Below are 15,558 nucleotides of genomic sequence, written 5' to 3'. Positions count from 1 at the left end.
ATAAGTTGTATAGCTCTCTTAATTTGCTTTAATGCTGACAAACTAACGCTTGTGCGAAAGTCTGTCAACAGTTGTTTTGACTTGTGTATGCAAATAATTACTTATATTCAGCCGGCTGACCTTTAGAGTCAGACTGACGAATAAACTCACGTAAATCGTCATTGGCTTTCTCCAGGTCGGCACGACGTAAGTACATCATGTGACCACTGCGGTAGCCTTTAAAGTCGATACGATCGCTCATTTGCGTACTCGGATCCAAGTGCCACATGTTGTACTTCGCATCGAAATAGTTAGTAGCACCGTCAAAGTAGCCTGACTGAATCAGTACATTCAGGTAAGGGTTCTGAGCCATCGCCTGACGTAACTGCTTGCCGGTGTTGTTGTTTGAGCGATCCCACGGATGAACCGGGCCGAACATGTTGTATTTAATGTCAGTTTCGAAGTTGAGTTCTTCACGCAGGTAATAGTTAATGGCTGGCGTGAACGAGTGCAACCACGATGTTAATTCTGCGTTGTAGTCAGGACGGTCGCCTGAGCGTTTTTCATCCAAACCTAAATAGCGCGAGTCAAGGCGGCCAATAGTGCGGTCACGGTCACGCAGGAGTTCTTTCCAGAAATACCAGGTGCTCGGCGCCAGGTTGTTATCTAATACCGCTTGCTTAGATAACCCGGAGTAATAGGCCACACGCTCAGCCATTTGCTCGCGGGCTTCACCGGTCAACATAGCGCCTTTCGCTAATGCTGGCAGGTATTGCTCAAGTGCGAAGCGCTCAACTTCCGGTAGCATTTCTTCCAGATCTTTGTTTTGCAAAGCGTCTGGCAGTGCATCGTGATACCAGGCGGCTGCAGCAAAATAAGGCAGCTGGTTAGCTTGTTTTACCGGGCCGTCGCGGTCAATACCAATATCAGTTGGTGACACTAGAATAACGCCGTTCAGGTACATCCACTGACTGTTTTGCAGCTCTAAAGCAAGGCCAGATACTCGAGTTGTACCATAGCTCTCGCCAATTAAGTACTTAGGTGACTGCCAGCGGTTCATGCGCGAAGTAAAGGTGTTCATCCACTCGGCAAGATATTTAACGTCAGCATTAACGCCGAAGAACTTTTCTTTTTGCTCTGCACGCGAAGGCATTTTGCCGTCTTCATTTGGCAGAACGCGCGAGTAACCGGTATTTACCGGGTTAATGAAAACAATGTCAGCGACATCGAGAATAGAGTGCGGGTTGTCCTGCACGCCATAAGGCTGAACTGGATAACCTTCGTCGCTCAGGTTTAATACTTTTGGACCTGTGTAAGCAATGTGCATCCAAACCGATGCAGAGCCCGGACCACCATTGAATGAGTACACAATAGGGCGAGATTCACGATTATCGACATCCTGACGCTCATAGTAGGTATAGAATAGTGACGCGATTGGATTACCTTCGTCGTCCCATACTGGTTGAGTACCGGCTGTCGCTGTGTAGTCGACAGTTTCGCCATTAATTTCTACGCTGTGCTCGGTAACCACTTCGGTGTCGACCGGCAACATGCGTTTATGATTCGTTGAACTCTCTTCGGCAACAACAGGTGCAGATACTACAGAGCAACCCATTAGTGACAAAGAAGCAATTAGAGCGAGACTCTTTCGCATGAGATTGTTCTCCGTTTTTATAATGTCGCTTCAGATTAACAAATAATTACTTTAAAGAGTCAAAGGTTATGCGATTATTGGTTTTATTCCTGCGATTGGACTCTCGTATTGAGTCTCGTTTTCTAAAAGAGTGGGTTTTTAGAGGTTAACAATGATGAAAAACAAACTAGTGGCTGCGGGGTGTGGCCTTTTATTGTCACTGAGCAGCATTGCGGCGTTTGCGCAAAGCTTGTCCGACGCCATGAAAGATGGCTTACAAACTATGGCGTCAGAGCAGCTAAACGCAGATTTAGAGGTTAGCGAGCTACAGGTAAACTCACTGACCAACGGCTTAACAGCAAATAAAGTTCGCCTGGCGACCCGTGTTGATGAATTGTCAGAGCCAGAGAACCAACTATTGCTGGCGAAACAGCTTGTTTTGACCGGAGATTGGCAGGCGTTAGGCAGTAGTCGTGTCGATATTTCTAAAATAGCAGTGTCAGATGCGCAGCTAACGGTTTCTTATTACGGCACCGGGCGCTCGAATTTGCATGAGTTTTTACAGCAAATGAGTGACATGAAAGTGCAAAAAGTCAACTCGGTACCGCTTCGCTGGCAGGTCGATGAATGGGTGATGGACAATGTCACTATTAACTTGTTTGATAAAGGCGAACCGATTCTCAGTGTTCACGTGGATGAGCTGGCTTTAACTGACTTACAGTCAATGCAAGATCCTGATGCTCAGGTGAAAGAGTTACTCTGGCCGATTTTAGATCAGGTTGTTGAACAGGTACGAAGCGGCAATTCGAGTCTGCAAGTCGACAGTATGGCGCTTTCACGGTTTTTATTGCGTGAAGCTATGGCGTTCTGAACTTGAGTTAAACGGGTTTACGCAGTACAGTTAGGAAAAATTAAACACCCGTTTAAAATAAGAGGTTGGCGTGGCAAATTCATACCCAAATTTACTAAAACCCCTGGATCTTGGCTTTACAACGTTAAAGAACCGAGTGCTGATGGGGTCAATGCATACTGGCCTGGAAGAGGAAAAAAATGGTTTTAGTAAATTAGCCAGCTTTTATGAAGAGCGTGCTAAAGGTGGTGTCGGGCTTATTGTTACCGGCGGTATTAGTCCAAACTTCCGTGGTCGGCTGGCGCCTTTTGGCAGTGAAATGTCCAAGCCCTGGCACGTGGGAAAACACCGTCAGGTGACCGATGCCGTTCATAAGTACGGCAGTAAAATCTGTCTGCAACTTCTACACGCGGGTCGTTACAGCTACCATCCGTTTTCGTTAGCGCCGAGCGCAATAAAAGCGCCTATTAATCCTTTTAAACCTAAAGCAATGTCCGAGCGGCAGATTTTAAAAACCATAAAACACTATGCGCGTGGCGCTAAGCTAGCTCAAAAAGCGGGGTATGATGGTGTTGAAATTATGGGGTCAGAAGGTTATCTGATTAACCAGTTTTTGTGCCCAAGAACCAATAAGCGCACCGACGACTGGGGTGGCAGTTTTGAAAACCGCATGCGTTTTCCGTTGGAAATTGTTAAAGCCGTGCGGGCCGCATTGGGTGAAAAATCGATTATTATTTTCCGTTTGTCGATGCTGGATTTGGTGGAAGACGGACATCAGCTGGACGAAGTGCTGCAGCTGGGTAAGCTACTGGAGCAGGCGGGCGTAACCATTATTAATACCGGCATTGGCTGGCACGAAGCACGGGTTCCAACCATTGTGACTTCGGTGCCACGTGGCGCCTTCAGCTGGATAACTGAACGCGTACGCCGTGAGTTGTCGGTACCGGTGGTCGCCGTTAACCGTATTAATACCCCGGAAATTGCCGAGCATATTTTAGAAAGCAACCAGGCTGACATGGTGTCTATGGCAAGGCCATTACTGGCCGACCCAGAATTTGTGAATAAAGCAGAGCAAGGTCAGTCTGAACGCATTAATACCTGCATTGCCTGTAACCAAGCGTGTTTAGATCATGTCTTTGAGAATAAACGAGCTTCTTGTCTGGTGAACCCAAGAGCCTGCTATGAACAGGAGCTGGTGATGAAGCCCGCTGAGAAGAAAAAGCGTCTGGCCGTTATTGGTGCTGGGCCCGCGGGCTTAGCTTTTGCTTGCAATGCCGCAGAGCGGGGACATCAAGTTGACCTGTACGACAAAGCTACGGAAATTGGCGGTCAATTTAATTACGCGAAACAAATTCCGGGCAAAGAAGAATTTTATGAAACCTTACGTTACTTCAAACACCGTATTGAAGACACCGGTGTGCAGCTTAAGTTAGGTCAGGAGCAAAGTTGTGAAGGCCTGCTGGCAGAAAAATACGATGATGTGGTTCTGGCGACCGGTGTTAGTCCTCGCCAGGTGGATATTCCTGGTGTCGATTTACCGCATGTACTGGGCTACTTAGATGTTTTACGTGACCACAAAGCTGTGGGTAAAAAAGTGGCTGTGATTGGTGCCGGTGGCATTGGTTTTGATGTCTCAGAATACCTAACCACGGAAAAGTCACTGACGCTGGATGAAAAAGAGTGGTCTGAGCGCTGGGGTATAGACAAAGACTACAGCGATCGTGGCGGCTTGAAACCCCAGCAACCTGAGCCAAGCCCGCGTCAGGTATGGCTGTTGCAACGTAAAGAAAGCAAAGTCGGCAAAGGCTTGGGTAAAACGTCCGGCTGGGTGCACCGCAACGAGCTGAAAAGTAAGTCGGTTAATATGTGGAACGGTGTCACCTACCATCGTATTGTGCCGGAGGGCATAGAAATTGAGCGCAATGGTGAAAAACAGTTGTTGGAAGTTGATAATATCGTTATTTGTGCCGGTCAGGTGCCGCAGCGTGAACTTCACGACGCTCTGGAAGCGGCCGGTCAATCAGTACATTTAATTGGTGGCGCTGATGTTGCGGCCGAGTTGGATGCGAAGCGTGCTATTCGTCAGGGAACTGAGTTGGCAGCAAGGATTTAATGACTTTATACGACCTGCATTGTCACAGCACGCATTCAGATGGCTCCTTGTCCGTTGAGGAGCTGTTGCGTCGTGCCTGCGAGCACAACGTCGATGTACTGGCGTTAACCGACCATGACAGCGTTGAGGGTATAGCTGAAGCAAGAGCGTTGGTCGAAAAAGAACAGCTGCCGCTTCAGTTTATTAACGGCGTGGAAATTAGCTGTCGCTGGGAAAGTTTTGAAATTCATATTGTTGGTTTGAACTTTGACCCTGACAACGAACATTTAAAAGATTTGCTGGCACAACAACAGCAACGGCGCTATGACCGCTTTGCAGCCATTTTAGAAAAGCTGGAAAAGCGTGGTGTCATGTTGTCTGCTGAGGAATGCCAGGTTGACGGCATGCCGACCCGTAAACACATTGCTGATACCCTGGTCGAAAAAGGCATTGTCAGCCATCCGCAAAAAGCGTTCGATCATTACATTGGAAAGGGCAACAGCGCTTATGTCACGCCGCAGTGGTGCGACATTCCTGAGGCCATTGAAGCCATTCATAAGGCCGGCGGTCAGGCTGTTCTGGCGCATCCCCACGCCTACAAAATGTCGAATAAATGGTTGCGTCGATTATTGGTCGAAAGTAAAGAGTGGGGCCTTGATGGCATGGAAGTCAGTTTAAGCCAGCAGTCACCGGGACACCGTGATGCGCTCGCTAAAATGAGTCAGGAATATGGCTTAAAAGCGTCTCAGGGGTCTGATTTTCATTACCCCGGCAATTGGCGTGAGCTCGGTAAAAACCTTTGTCTGCCAGCCGACTGTGTGCCAATATGGGAGCATTGGTCACACTAGAAAAGGTTGGGGTAGGTTATGAGTCAATTTTTTGAAATTCATCCGGAAAATCCTCAGGCGCGTCTAATTCAGCAAGCCGTACAAATTATTCGCCAGAGCGGGGTCGTGGTTTACCCAACCGACTCAGGCTACGCCATTGGTTGCCAAATTGGTGATAAGGCCGCTGCCGACCGTATTTGTCGAATTCGCGATATTGATAAAGAACACAATTTTACGTTGATGTGCCGTGATCTCTCGGAATTATCAACTTATGCCCGCGTTGACAACGATGCGTTCCGCTTACTGAAAAACAACACGCCGGGACCTTATACCTTTATATTAAAAGGCACGAAAGAGGTGCCCAAACGTCTGTTGAACCCAAAACGGAAAACTATCGGTATTCGTGTACCAACCAACCGTATTGCAATGGCGCTTTTAGAAGAGCTTAATGAGCCGTTAATGTCGACCAGCCTTATTCTCGGAGATGGCGAACTGGCCGAGTCGGATCCTGAAGAGATTCGGGATAAGCTCGAAAAGCTAGTTGACTTGATTGTCGATGGTGGTCATTTAGGTGAGCAGCCAACCACTGTGGTTGATCTGTCAGAAGGAGCGCCGGTGATACGTCGTGAAGGCTCTGGTGAGACAGAACCATTTGACTTTTAAGGCGAATTAAATGGCTGAACAACAGTCGTTACCACTGGGGTTTGTTCGTGGTGAGCCGGTTATTGAAAAACCGGAAGATCTCTACATTCCTCCCGACGCACTGGAAGTGATTTTGGACTCTTTCAGTGGCCCTATGGACTTGCTTTTATACCTTATTCGCAAGCAAAAGCTCGATATTGTCGATATGCCTATTCTCACTATTACCCGACAGTACGTCGAGTACGTGGAAATGATGAAAGAGCTGAAGCTGGAGTTGGCGGCGGACTATTTGGTGATGGCGGCGATATTGGCGGAAATTAAAAGCCGATTGCTGTTGCCGAAGCCACCGCAGGAAGATGATGAAGAGGAAGACCCGCGAGCAGAGCTGGTGCGGCGTTTAAAGGAGTATGAGGCGATACGCGAAGGGGCGGAGTATATTGACGGACAACCGCAGGTTGGTCGGGATATTTTATTAAGCGAAGTGGCAACTGATGCGCGCGAGCATGTGACAACACCACCACCCGAAGTAACCATCGAAGACTTAACGCTTGCGTTTAGCCGGGTGTTGCAGCAGGTTGAACTCAATGCCCATCATCATATTCAACGTGAGCAGCTGTCGACCCGTCAACGAATGAGTCAGGTTATTGAGCTGTTGTCAGAAAAAAAGTACGTTGCCTTCAGTCAGTTGTTCAAACGTTCAGAGGGACGTGCGGGCGCAGTGGTCAGTTTTTTAGCAATTTTAGAACTTGTGAAGGAATCAATGGTAGAATTGTCACAAGTTGAACCCATGAGTGATATTCGTATCAGCTTGAGAAATCGTCAGCAGGATGAATCCATTACAGCTTAAGCAACTAATAGAAGCGGCGTTGTTTGCCCATCCACAGCCATTATCGGCGGAGCAGCTTTATCAACTGTTGTTGAGTGAAGGTGAAGCCTCATTGGCTACGGTTAAAGCGTTGTTGAAAGACTTGCAAGCGGATTATCAGGAGCGCGGTATTGAGTTAGTCAAAGTCGCCTCTGGTTATCGATTCCAGACGCGTGCAGAATTGGGGCAACGCTTAGCGTCGTTATGGCAGGAAAAACCACAAAAGTATTCTCAGGCCTTGTTGGAAACGCTGGCACTGATTGTCTACAGGCAGCCCATTACGCGTGGGGAAATCGAACAAATTCGTGGGGTTAGTGTCAGTAGTAATATTATTAAGACACTACAGGAACGAAACTGGATAAAAGTGGTGGGCCACAAAGAAGTGCCGGGACGTCCACAACTGTATGCCAGTACAAAAGAGTTTTTAGATGATTTTAATTTAAGCGATTTATCCGAATTACCGGATATCGATACGCTTGATGAAGACGATGAACGTACCGCTGAGACAGCGATTAACGAGAGAGAACAGTAAGAATGACCGAAAAGTTACAAAAGGTATTAGCCCGCTCAGGACATGGTTCCAGACGAGAAATTGAAGCCAAAATTGCGGCTGGACGCATTCGTGTCAACGGAATGGTCGCACAGCTGGGCGAGCGAGTTGATGCAGACGCAAAAGTTCGTATCGATGGTCATGAAGTTGAAATAAAGCCTGAAGAAGAGGTTATCTGCCGGGTTTTGATGTACCACAAGCCCGAAGGCGAATTGTGTACGCGCAAAGATCCAGAAGGCCGCCCTACGGTATATGATCGTTTACCGCGCATGAGCGGCGCACGTTGGGTTGCCGTTGGCAGGTTGGATGTTAATACTTCGGGCTTACTGTTATTTACTACCGATGGTGAATTAGCTAATCGGTTAATGCATCCTAGCCAGCAGGTTGAGCGTGAATACGCTGTACGTATTTTCGGTGAAGTCGACGATAAAATGATAAGTCGTCTTAAAAAGGGCGTACAGTTAGAAGACGGCCCAGCGCATTTTAATTCGATAAAGCCGGCTGGTGGTGACGGCATGAACCGTTGGTATCACGTAACCATCAGTGAAGGTCGTAACCGTGAAGTGCGCCGCTTGTGGGAGTCACAGGAAGTGCAGGTGAGCCGACTGATTCGTGTGCGTTACGGTGACATTCCTCTTGAGCAAGGCTTACCGCAAGGTGGCTGGTCGGAAATGCCGCTGGAGCAAGTGAATGCGTTGAGAAAGCAGGTGAAACTGCCACCTGAAGAGCGTTCCTTTATTGACCCTCGGAATCAAGAGTCCAGGCAGCGTAAGTTCGCTAAAATACGTCGAGCGACGGCAAAGCACCGCGAATATAAAAAGACAGATAAGCGTCGCAGATAATGAAAGGCTCTACCAAGCGCTGGTTAGCAGATTTTTCTGATAACCAGCGTTTACTCTTAGCCTGGCCTTATCGCCGGGACGTTTGGCGAGACAATGCATTGCCTGCTCGCGAAGTCGTTGCTGAGCTGGCGCGTCTGGTCAGTCACTATACCCCCGTTACTTTACTGGTTCATCCAGACTACCAAGGTTCTGTGCCAAAGAAGCTGTATGACTGTTGCTCTGTTAGCGTCGAACGATACGATGATATCTGGCTACGAGATACGCTGCCGCTATGGTTCTCAACGCAGAGGCAGACATCCGGTATTGTGTTCCAATTTGATGGTTGGGGCGGCGTTCAGGCAGCGGTGGAGTGTGATAGAGCCTTAGCCTCAGAGCTGTCGTTAAAGTTGGAACGCTCGTTATCAGTCTGTGATTTGGTCACAGAAGGGGGCACCTTTACTCATAATGGTCAAGGTATATGGCTTGTTGGCTTATCCAGCATTATTCAGCGTAACCCGTCGTTATCGAAAGAAGTTATTAAGAAAAAGCTAAACGACTGCTTTTCGGGTGAGTCGTTGTTGTTCTTTGAAGGCGCTCTGACTGCAGATGAGACTCAGGGGCATATGGACAATATGGCGCTATTTCTTAATGAAAATACCCTTATCTATGCGGTAACTAAAGACGAAAACCACCCTGACTACACAACTTGTAAACGATTAGCGGAGTTTATCGAACTGCTGCCTGATTCAATTCAGAAGGTAGCCGTTCCATTACCTAAGCCATTGCGATCGACACGCATTGAACGAGAAAGTCTAGAGCAGCTGCAGACGAGCTTAAACAGAACGGAAGAGCTCCCGTTGCTATGCAGTTATATTAATGTGCTACAGACTGACGTTCTTGTGGTTGTGCCGGAATTTGGTTTGCCGGAAGACGCTATTGCCTTGTCGATAATACGAGAAGTGCTCCCGGATAAAACCGTATTAAGTGTACCTGCGCGGGAATTGGTATTAGGTGGCGGTGGACTGCATTGTATTAGTCATAACCTACCAGAATTAAGCGATAACTAAACGCTGGCGCCCTGAGTTTTTTGCGTCGTAAAGCACGTCATCGGCACGTTTGTAGAGTTCATCAAAGGAGTCATCCGGCAGAGCTTCGGTAAAGCCCATACTAAAGGAAATTTGATAGTCTGCAGGAATGCCTTCTATCGGCTGACTGTTCAAACCTTCCTGAAGTCGCTTGAAAAGCTGCTCGGCATCTTCTTTTGAGGCACCTAAGAACAGCAGCAACCACTCTTCACCGCCTAAACGGCCGTAACTGTCTTGTTCCCGCAGGGACTCATCGGCGACCTTCGCAAATCTTTGTAATACGTGATCGCCGGCGTCATGTCCGAATTCGTCGTTGATACTTTTGAAGTAATCGAAGTCGACCACTGCTAAGGCAAGGCTGCGGTTTTGTTCCTTAGCTTGCTCTAACTCTTTTTTGCAACGTTGCACAATGGCTCGGCGGTTAGGGGCCTGGGTTAAATCGTCTTTAAGAGCGAGCTCGGCAAAGTTTTTACGCGCTCGCCATTGTTGAAGCAGAAAACCAGAAATAATAACAACCAGCAAAGCAACAGAAATGATAACTAAAATAAGAAGGTAGTAAGAGTTTTTCTGTTCTTGTAACGCTAGTTGCTGTATCTGGTTTTCTTTTTTGAGAAGCTCGTTCGTTGTTTCCTGCTCTTTAATCTCCAGGCGAACCATAACCTCCTGAACTTGCTTGTCCTGAAGGTTCTCTTGCACGGCTTTCATTTTCTCAACCGAGCTTTTGTAATGTGTTAGCGCTTTTTCAAACTGTTGAGTTTTTTCGTAATAGCGAGACCACTTGCTTTCAAGCCGTTGTTTCAGGCCGTCATCGTCAAGTGTATTAATCAATGAGGTAGCGGCTTCAAGCTCTTGTTGAGCGATCTCTACTTGCTGAGTTGCCAAATAAACTTCAACCTGGCTGAGTCGTGTTTCGGCCTCCATGGGGTGCGCGCCTGCTGCCCGGAACTGGGGCAAGGCTTGCTCAAAGTTAGACAAAGCAGCTTGGTAATTCTCATTTTCCAACTCTAATGTTCCCAAACGGAACATCGCATAAGCGACACCGAGTTCATCTTCTATTTCGCGGCTTATTTCCAGAGCTGTTTCAAAGTGCTGTCGCGCTTTATTGGGCTGACCCGCCTGATGATAAATTCTGGCAAGGTTATACTCTAAGACGGAGGTGTCCCACTGACCAAGATGTTCCTTGCTAATCTCAAGGGCTTCAAGTGTGTGTTCAATAGCGATATCAAAGGCACCGACATCGGTGTAGATAATGCCGATAAGACCATGAAACTCAACTTGAAGTTTGGGTATAGCGCTGTATGCATCCCTGTTTAAGCCTTCTAAAATTTCCAGAGCTTCGGCAATGTCTCCGGCATGTTGCATGACTTGAGCGTGAAGTATCTCCGCTTCAATAAATAAGTCTTCATTGCCCGACGCTTTTGCGTTTTCAATGGCATAAATGACACTGGCGTTAGCTTGCTGTAGTTGCCCACGCTGAAGTTGATACCAGGTTTGATTGATACGAAGCAGCGCAGAAGCAATGTCAGAGTCCGCTAATTTAGCGAATCGAAGACCTTCTTTAACGGTTTCAATAAGCTTGGTTTCATTGCCGGAATAGCGGTAGGCCTCAGATTGCAGGGCATAAGCGAGTGCGAGTTTTTCGAACTCGCGACCTTCATCGTATTGGCTTATCCATTGATTGGTTTTGATTATCCATTCATCCGGATTGCTACTTGCGTCAATACGCTGCTGTTGCCACTCTTGTCCAAAGAGCGGCAACGACAGTAACAGCGATACGATGTAAATGAATCGCAATTTAAAAACCAATTGCTACTTTTCTGTTAATGAAATGTTGCTCGTTATTCTACCTGACTCGCGGCCTGACGCAATCAATTAATTACCTTTGTTTTGTACGTTTTCGACACTAAAGACAGCCTCGACGGAGGCTTCAATTGTTTGTTGACCCGGCAGCGACACCTTGTCAGAACGCACACTGGCTTCTGCCATTTGCATCATAAATGGGCGGGAGATTGAGCGCTCAGTAATACTTAAAGTACCGGTGAGATTAAGGTCGGCTGTATTCGCCAACTGCTCGGCTTTTTGCCGGGCTTGTTTGTAGGCATTAATTAATGCTTGTTGATAAAGCGCCTGTTGGTCATCAATTTCGAACTGAACTTGTCCAACTCGGGTAACACCTCTAGATAAAGCCAAATCAATCACATTGTCATAATTTTCAGGGTTGCGTAGAGTCACTTTTATCTCTCGTCTGACAATAAAGCCGCTCTGCTTGGTTTTACCGTCGGAGTCTTGTTCGTACTGCGGGTAAATTTGCAACTGGTAAGACTGAATGTCTTTTTCTGCAACGTCTTCTTTAAGTAAGTCGTTTAGTAAGCGTTCAGTCGTATTGTCGACCACGGTCTTTTGCGAACTGAGTTTATTGCCGCGCTCTTCTATCCAGAAGGTAATTCGCATTAAATCCGGCACGGCACTGACGCTGCCGTTGCCTGTCGCCGTAATGCGCTGCTCTGTTGCTTGTGAGACTTGGTGGAAGCCTGCTGTAAGAACTAACAGACAAACCGAAAGAATGCTTGATTTTAAGTAACTCTTGGTCATGATTAGTGTCCCTGTATAGAATTCCCATAACTCTTAGCTATGGAGTATAGGTCATGGGTGAAAGTTCAGAAGAATATGATGAAAGTGCATTGAGAGACTCGGTGTTTCGCCTGTTAGGGCGTCGTGAGCAAAGCTATCAGGAGTTGCGCCGAAAATTGATTCAAAAGCGTTGGCCCAACGACATGGTTGACGCAGTGTTGAAAGACTTTAAAGAAAAAGGCTGGCAAAGCGACGAGCGGTTTGCCGAAATTTTCATACGTGAAAAGGTATCGCAAAAACAAGGTCGGCTGAAAATTTTAGCTCAGGCAACCCAGCAAAAAGGATTATCGGTAGAGCTTGTCGAGCGGCTACTGGAAGAAATGGAAGTAGACTGGTTTAGTTTATGTGCGGAATTAAAGGAGCGGCGTTTTGGGGAAGAACCACCCGCTGACCAGAAACAATGGCTGAAACAAGTTCGCTTTCTGCAGCAACGAGGTTTTAATTCGGAGCAAATATTCGCTTGCGTCAATCGACCAGAAAGCTAGGCTGAGCAACGACTTCGTGATAATCTATCAGTATATAAGCAATTACACCCATAGGCTTTTGGCAAAGCAAGCAGGACAAACTAGACAAACTAAAAGTAGGACAAACTATGAGCATGAACAGTGCCCAAATTCGTGAAACATTTCTCAGTTATTTTGCGAAACGAGGACACGAAAGAGTGCCTTCAGCATCGATGATACCGGGTAATGATCCAACGTTATTATTTACTAATGCCGGTATGGTGCCATTTAAAGATGTTTTTTTGGGAAGCGATAAACGTCGCTACGACAAGGCAACTTCTGCTCAGCGTTGTCTGCGAGCTGGTGGTAAGCATAATGACCTGGAAAACGTGGGGTATACGGCTAGACACCATACATTTTTTGAAATGATGGGTAACTTCAGCTTTGGTGACTACTTTAAAAAGCAAGCTATTGAATATGCGTGGGACTTTCTCACCAATGAATTGAGATTACCGGCCGAAAAGCTGTGGGTGACTGTCTTTACGGAAGACGATGAAGCTTACGATATCTGGGCAAAAGACATTGGTTTCCCGGAAGATCGTATTTCACGTATTGGCGAGAAAGATAATTTCTGGTCGATGGGTGATACAGGGCCTTGTGGGCCATGCTCAGAAGTGTTCTACGACCATGGCCCTGAAGTGTGGGGCGGTCCTCCGGGCACACCGGAAGAAGATGGTGACCGTTATATTGAAATTTGGAATTTGGTTTTCATGCAGTACAACCGTCAGGCTGACGGTACGCTTGAGCCATTGCCAAACCCTTCAATAGATACAGGCATGGGGTTAGAGCGTATTTCGGCCATCATGCAGAATGTCCACAGTAACTACGAGATAGACTTATTCCAGGCACTGATTCAGTCAGCGGCTAAAATCATTGGCACTGACGACCTTAACAATAAGTCATTACGTGTTATTGCTGATCATATCCGTTCATGCTCTTTCTTAATTGCTGATGGCGTAATGCCATCGAATGAAGGGCGCGGCTATGTGTTGCGCCGTATTATCCGCCGTGCGGTACGACATGGTCACTTACTGGGTGCTAAAGAAACATTTTTCTTCCAGCTGGTTGATGAACTTGTTAACCAGATGGGTGAAGCGTATCCGGAACTGGTAGAAAAACGGTCGATTATAAAAGATGCGTTAGAGCGTGAAGAACAGCAATTTGCGCGTACGCTTGAACGAGGCCTGGCAATTCTCTCCGATGAAATCAAGCGGCTTGATGGCACTGTTATTCCTGGTGATGTTGTCTTTAAGCTTTATGATACCTATGGCTTTCCGGTTGATTTAACGGCAGATATTGCTCGTGAACAAGAGCTAACGGTTGATGAACCAGGTTTTGAAAAAGCGATGGCTGAACAGCGCAAGCGAGCTCAACAAGCCTCTCAGTTCGGTATGGACTATAACGAACAAATTAAGTCAGAGCAGAAAACGGCATTTACTGGTTACGAGCAGGTCAATGGTGACGCTAAAGTCGTAGAGCTTTTCAAGGAAGGTAAAGCGGTTGAACGTTTAGAAGCGGGTGAAAGCGGCATTATTGTCTTGTCCGAAACTCCTTTTTACGCAGAAAGCGGCGGCCAAACGGGTGATACCGGTAAATTAGTAGCGAATAGCGGCGTCTTTGAGGTCACCGATACTCAATATATTGGTAAAGCTATTGGGCATCATGGTAAGGCGTCGGCGACTATTCAGCTAAATGATTCAGTGAAAGCTGAGATTGATGCTGAACGCCGGGAAAATATTAAACGGAATCACTCTGCGACACACCTGGTGCACGCTGCATTACGTAATTTGTTAGGTGATCACGTTACTCAGAAAGGCTCGCTGGTGGAAGCGGACAAAATGCGTTTTGACTTTTCACACTTTGAGCCTGTTTCCGCTGAACAAATAGCTCAAATTGAGCGCGAAGTGAATGCGCAGATTCGAGCGAACTTGTCGCTTGAAACACAACTAATGGACATTGAAGAAGCAAAAGCTGCTGGCGCAATGGCGTTATTTGGTGAAAAGTATGACGAGCAGGTCCGTGTGGTACGCATGGGTGACTTTTCGATGGAGTTATGCGGCGGTACTCACGTTCGTTCAACCGGTGACATTGGTTTATTCCGTATTACTTCTGAAAGTGGCATTGCCTCGGGCGTGCGCCGTATTGAAGTGGTTACCGGTGAAGCGGCTATTCGCTATACACAAGGCCAGCAAGCTATGCTTAATCAGGTTGCGGCCGAGATTAAAGCGAAACCTGATAATTTAATTGAGAAGATTCAGCAGGTGCTGCAGAAGCAGCGTGAGCTAGAGCGTCAAAATGAGCAGCTTCAGAAAAAACTGGCGTCTCAAGCGGGGGGCGGTTTAGTTTCGCAAGCGGCTGAAATTGCAGGCGTTAAAGCTATTATTGCTGAGTTAGACCAAGCTGATCCTAAATCACTGCGAGAATTAGTTGATGATTTGAAGAACCAAATTGGCTCAGGTGTCGTATTACTTGGAACTGCCAATGGCTCTAAAGTGAGTTTAATCGCTGGGGTTACCGGCGATTTAACCGCTAAAGTCAAAGCAGGAGATTTAGTCAACCAAGCCGCTAATGTCGTTGGCGGCAAGGGTGGTGGTCGTCCCGATATGGCGCAAGCCGGGGGCTCACTGCCAGAACATTTAAATGAAGCCTTGGCTACGGCAACAACTTGGTTAGAGCAGCAGCTATCGTAACTTGAATTTATGAGTTTCGTTATAGTGTAATCACAACCATTATTGGTAGACTGCTTACATCACGTTTAGGGAAATGTTCGATTGTTGCGGTAACATCGGGACAGTATTGAAGGAGCAATTTATGCTAATTTTGACTCGCCGTGTAGGTGAAACACTGATGATAGGTGATGATGTTTCGGTCACTGTCCTTGGCGTAAAAGGGAACCAAGTACGTATTGGTGTAAATGCCCCGAAGGATGTTTCCGTCCATCGAGAAGAAATTTACATGCGTATCCAATCTGAAAAAGACGATGAGCATGATGAGAAAGAATAGTTAGAAAAAACCGGCATTCGCCGGTTTTTTTATGCGTAATGCGTAATTTGTGGAAAAATCCAACGAGATGGTTAATT

The 15,558-nt window shown here is 46.9% G+C and carries 14 protein-coding genes; 11 read left to right on the top strand and 3 right to left on the bottom strand.

Going from position 1 to position 15,558, the window contains the following annotated elements:
* Window positions 1–97 precede the first annotated feature (97 nt).
* The gene (locus tag CWI73_RS04150; protein ID WP_126751672.1) at window positions 98–1,633 is read right to left on the bottom strand and encodes a S10 family peptidase; all 1,536 of its coding nucleotides are present in this window, start codon (window positions 1,631–1,633) and stop codon (window positions 98–100) included.
* Between the two features lie 151 nt (window positions 1,634–1,784).
* On the opposite strand from CWI73_RS04150, the gene CWI73_RS04145 reads away from it, so the two are divergent.
* The 8 genes from CWI73_RS04145 (at window position 1,785) to CWI73_RS04110 (ending at window position 9,326) form a co-directional block, all read left to right on the top strand.
* On the top strand, window positions 1,785–2,483 hold the full coding sequence (locus tag CWI73_RS04145; RefSeq protein ID WP_241968816.1) for an AsmA family protein: 699 nt from the start codon (window positions 1,785–1,787) through the stop codon (window positions 2,481–2,483).
* A gap of 70 nt (window positions 2,484–2,553) precedes the next feature.
* Window positions 2,554–4,575 (top strand): NADPH-dependent 2,4-dienoyl-CoA reductase, encoded by a 2,022-nt coding sequence (locus CWI73_RS04140; protein ID WP_126751671.1) that lies wholly within the window; start codon window positions 2,554–2,556, stop codon window positions 4,573–4,575.
* On the top strand, window positions 4,575–5,402 hold the full coding sequence (locus tag CWI73_RS04135) for a PHP domain-containing protein (RefSeq protein WP_126751670.1): 828 nt from the start codon (window positions 4,575–4,577) through the stop codon (window positions 5,400–5,402). Before CWI73_RS04140 ends, CWI73_RS04135 begins: the two co-directional genes overlap by 1 nt.
* 18 nt (window positions 5,403–5,420) lie before the next feature.
* Window positions 5,421–6,044, top strand: coding sequence for an L-threonylcarbamoyladenylate synthase (locus CWI73_RS04130; RefSeq protein ID WP_058578797.1), 624 nt, complete (start codon window positions 5,421–5,423; stop codon window positions 6,042–6,044).
* Between the two features lie 10 nt (window positions 6,045–6,054).
* The gene (locus CWI73_RS04125) at window positions 6,055–6,870 is read left to right on the top strand and encodes a segregation and condensation protein A (protein ID WP_126751669.1); all 816 of its coding nucleotides are present in this window, start codon (window positions 6,055–6,057) and stop codon (window positions 6,868–6,870) included.
* Window positions 6,851–7,420 (top strand): SMC-Scp complex subunit ScpB, encoded by a 570-nt coding sequence (scpB, locus tag CWI73_RS04120; protein WP_100691773.1) that lies wholly within the window; start codon window positions 6,851–6,853, stop codon window positions 7,418–7,420. Before CWI73_RS04125 ends, scpB begins: the two co-directional genes overlap by 20 nt.
* Window positions 7,421–7,422: 2 nt before the next feature.
* Entirely contained in the window at window positions 7,423–8,280 is an 858-nt protein-coding gene (gene rluB / locus CWI73_RS04115; RefSeq protein WP_126751668.1) for a 23S rRNA pseudouridine(2605) synthase RluB, read from the top strand.
* The gene (locus CWI73_RS04110) at window positions 8,280–9,326 is read left to right on the top strand and encodes an agmatine deiminase family protein (protein ID WP_126751667.1); all 1,047 of its coding nucleotides are present in this window, start codon (window positions 8,280–8,282) and stop codon (window positions 9,324–9,326) included. The genes rluB and CWI73_RS04110 overlap by 1 nt, the downstream gene beginning before the upstream one ends.
* Here the strand turns inward: CWI73_RS04110 and CWI73_RS04105 are convergent.
* Both CWI73_RS04105 and CWI73_RS04100 read right to left on the bottom strand, forming a co-directional pair.
* The gene (locus tag CWI73_RS04105) at window positions 9,312–11,138 is read right to left on the bottom strand and encodes a tetratricopeptide repeat-containing diguanylate cyclase (RefSeq protein WP_241968815.1); all 1,827 of its coding nucleotides are present in this window, start codon (window positions 11,136–11,138) and stop codon (window positions 9,312–9,314) included. The genes CWI73_RS04110 and CWI73_RS04105 overlap by 15 nt on opposite strands.
* 78 nt (window positions 11,139–11,216) lie before the next feature.
* A complete protein-coding gene (locus tag CWI73_RS04100; protein WP_126751666.1) occupies window positions 11,217–11,936 on the bottom strand; it encodes an SIMPL domain-containing protein in 720 nt (239 codons plus the stop codon).
* Window positions 11,937–11,989: 53 nt separating this feature from the next.
* Here CWI73_RS04100 and CWI73_RS04095 point away from each other — a divergent pair, with 53 nt between their 5' ends.
* From CWI73_RS04095 to csrA, 3 genes are all read left to right on the top strand, one after another.
* Complete coding sequence (locus CWI73_RS04095) at window positions 11,990–12,460, top strand: regulatory protein RecX (RefSeq protein ID WP_053952513.1); 471 nt, start codon at window positions 11,990–11,992, stop codon at window positions 12,458–12,460.
* A 107-nt stretch (window positions 12,461–12,567) separates the two neighbouring features.
* The gene (gene alaS, locus CWI73_RS04090) at window positions 12,568–15,168 is read left to right on the top strand and encodes an alanine--tRNA ligase (protein WP_126751665.1); all 2,601 of its coding nucleotides are present in this window, start codon (window positions 12,568–12,570) and stop codon (window positions 15,166–15,168) included.
* A gap of 121 nt (window positions 15,169–15,289) precedes the next feature.
* Window positions 15,290–15,481 (top strand): carbon storage regulator CsrA, encoded by a 192-nt coding sequence (csrA, locus tag CWI73_RS04085; protein ID WP_053952511.1) that lies wholly within the window; start codon window positions 15,290–15,292, stop codon window positions 15,479–15,481.
* Window positions 15,482–15,558 lie beyond the last annotated feature (77 nt).

The organism is Idiomarina piscisalsi, assembly GCF_003987095.1.
Classification (GTDB): domain Bacteria; phylum Pseudomonadota; class Gammaproteobacteria; order Enterobacterales; family Alteromonadaceae; genus Idiomarina; species Idiomarina piscisalsi.
This window is presented reverse-complemented; position numbering and strand designations above follow the sequence as displayed.

Coding starts and splice junctions, on each gene's coding strand:
- CWI73_RS04150 (WP_126751672.1), bottom strand. CDS start 1,633: ATGCGAAAGAGTCTCGCTCTAATTGCTTCTTTGTCACTAATGGGTTGC.
- CWI73_RS04145 (WP_241968816.1), top strand. CDS start 1,785: ATGATGAAAAACAAACTAGTGGCTGCGGGGTGTGGCCTTTTATTGTCA.
- CWI73_RS04135 (WP_126751670.1), top strand. CDS start 4,575: ATGACTTTATACGACCTGCATTGTCACAGCACGCATTCAGATGGCTCC.
- CWI73_RS04130 (WP_058578797.1), top strand. CDS start 5,421: ATGAGTCAATTTTTTGAAATTCATCCGGAAAATCCTCAGGCGCGTCTA.
- CWI73_RS04125 (WP_126751669.1), top strand. CDS start 6,055: ATGGCTGAACAACAGTCGTTACCACTGGGGTTTGTTCGTGGTGAGCCG.
- scpB (WP_100691773.1), top strand. CDS start 6,851: ATGAATCCATTACAGCTTAAGCAACTAATAGAAGCGGCGTTGTTTGCC.
- rluB (WP_126751668.1), top strand. CDS start 7,423: ATGACCGAAAAGTTACAAAAGGTATTAGCCCGCTCAGGACATGGTTCC.
- CWI73_RS04110 (WP_126751667.1), top strand. CDS start 8,280: ATGAAAGGCTCTACCAAGCGCTGGTTAGCAGATTTTTCTGATAACCAG.
- CWI73_RS04100 (WP_126751666.1), bottom strand. CDS start 11,936: ATGACCAAGAGTTACTTAAAATCAAGCATTCTTTCGGTTTGTCTGTTA.
- CWI73_RS04095 (WP_053952513.1), top strand. CDS start 11,990: ATGGGTGAAAGTTCAGAAGAATATGATGAAAGTGCATTGAGAGACTCG.
- alaS (WP_126751665.1), top strand. CDS start 12,568: ATGAGCATGAACAGTGCCCAAATTCGTGAAACATTTCTCAGTTATTTT.
- csrA (WP_053952511.1), top strand. CDS start 15,290: ATGCTAATTTTGACTCGCCGTGTAGGTGAAACACTGATGATAGGTGAT.